3 protein-coding genes are annotated in these 1,775 nt (G+C 68.1%); all 3 read left to right on the top strand.

All coding sequences use genetic code 11. The features are described from left to right. The coding region (locus tag FNH08_RS49595; RefSeq protein ID WP_152778554.1) for a M24 family metallopeptidase at positions 1-491 on the top strand (491 nt) is incomplete at its 5' end. A gap of 146 nt (positions 492-637) precedes the next feature. Then, complete coding sequence (gene efp / locus FNH08_RS49600) at positions 638-1,204, top strand: elongation factor P (RefSeq protein ID WP_322726661.1); 567 nt, start codon at positions 638-640, stop codon at positions 1,202-1,204. A gap of 2 nt (positions 1,205-1,206) precedes the next feature. Beyond that, positions 1,207-1,635: a transcription antitermination factor NusB gene (gene nusB, locus FNH08_RS49605; protein ID WP_322726662.1), complete on the top strand. Its 429-nt coding sequence runs from the start codon at positions 1,207-1,209 to the stop codon at positions 1,633-1,635. Positions 1,636-1,775 lie beyond the last annotated feature (140 nt).

Consider the following 1,775-nt stretch of genomic DNA (forward strand, 5'->3'; position numbering starts at 1 on the left):
GCCACCGCCCCACCGACCGCCGTGTCGAGGAGGGCGACTTCCTCTCCGTCTGCCTGGGCGCGACGTACCGCGGCTACCGCTGCGAGATCGGCCGCACCTTCGTCATCGGCACGTCTCCCGCCGACTGGCAGATCGAGCTGTACGACCTGGTCTTCGCCGCCCAGCGGGCCGGACGTGAGATGCTGGCACCCGGTGCGGCCTACCGTGAAGTGGACCGCGCGGCCCGCCAGGTGCTGGACTCCGCGGGGTACACGGAAGGTCTCGCACCGCTGATGGGACACGGTGTCGGGCTCGAAATCGATGAGGACCCGCAGTTGGCTCCCACAGCCATGGGTAAACTGGACGCCTGCGTGCCGGTCACCGTCGAACCGGGGGTCCACCTCCCGGGCAGGGGCGGCGTCCGGATCGATGACACGCTCGTCGTCCGCCCCGAGGCGGACGGCGGACCCGAGCTACTCACCATCACGACCAAGGAGCTGCTCGCGCTCTAGCGACACCAGGGAAGTTCAGGCACGTCCCCACGCCGCCCGGCACGCACTCTCGCCGCACCGGACGACGCAGGAACGCACCCGCACTTCCCCGGCGCCGCTCGCGCGTGTCTTCTGGTCGTCACGTCAGTCCAGGAGATTCCGCAACCGTGGCTTCCACGAACGACCTCAAGAACGGCCTGGTGCTCAAGCTCGACGGCGGCCAGCTCTGGTCAGTCGTCGAGTTCCAGCACGTCAAGCCCGGCAAGGGCCCGGCCTTCGTGCGCACCAAGCTCAAGAACGTGCTCTCCGGCAAGGTCGTCGACAAGACGTTCAACGCCGGCGTCAAGGTCGAAACGGCCACTGTCGACAAGCGCGACATGCAGTTCTCCTACATGGACGGCGACTACTTCGTCTTCATGGACATGGAGACCTACGACCAGCTCCACATCGACCGCAAGGTCGTGGGCGACGCCGCGAACTTCCTCATCGAGGGCTTCGAGGCCACCGTCGCCCAGCACGAGGGTGAGGTGCTCTTCGTCGAGCTGCCCGCCGCCGTCGAGCTCACCATCCAGGAGACCGAGCCGGGCGTCCAGGGCGACCGCTCCACCGGTGGCACCAAGCCCGCCACGCTGGAGACCGGCCACCAGATCCAGGTCCCGCTCTTCATCACCACCGGTGAGAAGATCAAGGTCGACACCCGCAGCAGCGACTACCTCGGCCGGGTGAACAGCTAACCGTGGCTGCCCGTAACACGGCCCGCAAGCGTGCCTTCCAGATCCTCTTCGAGGGCGACCAGCGCGGGGCCGACGTCCTGACGGTCCTCGCGGACTGGGTCCGGCACAGCCGGACCGACCCGCGCCAGCCGCCGGTCAGCGAGTACACGATGGAGCTGGTCGAGGGCTACGCGAAGCGCGCGCAGCGGATCGACGAGCTGATCGCGCAGTACGCCGTTGGGTGGACGCTCGACAGGATGCCGGTCGTGGATCGCAACATCCTGCGTCTCGGTGCGTACGAGCTGATCTGGGTCGACGAGACTCCGGATGCCGTGGTGCTGGACGAGATGGTGCAGCTGGCGAAGGAGTTCTCGACGGATGAGTCGCCGGCGTTCGTGAACGGTCTGCTGGGCCGTCTGAAGGACCTGAAGCCGTCGCTCCGCAGGGAGTAGCGAGTCAGCGCCGCAGGGGTGCGGTTCTACGTCGGCTGCTGCTCCGCCGTGGCTGGTCGCGCAGTTCCCCGCGCCCCTTCGGGGCGCGTAGCGCCCCGTACCAAAGCCGCCGGGGTGGCCGGAACCGTACGGTTCCGGCC

It is taken from the genome of Streptomyces spongiae, assembly GCF_009377185.1.
GTDB classification, from domain to species: Bacteria; Actinomycetota; Actinomycetes; order Streptomycetales; family Streptomycetaceae; genus Streptomyces; species Streptomyces spongiae.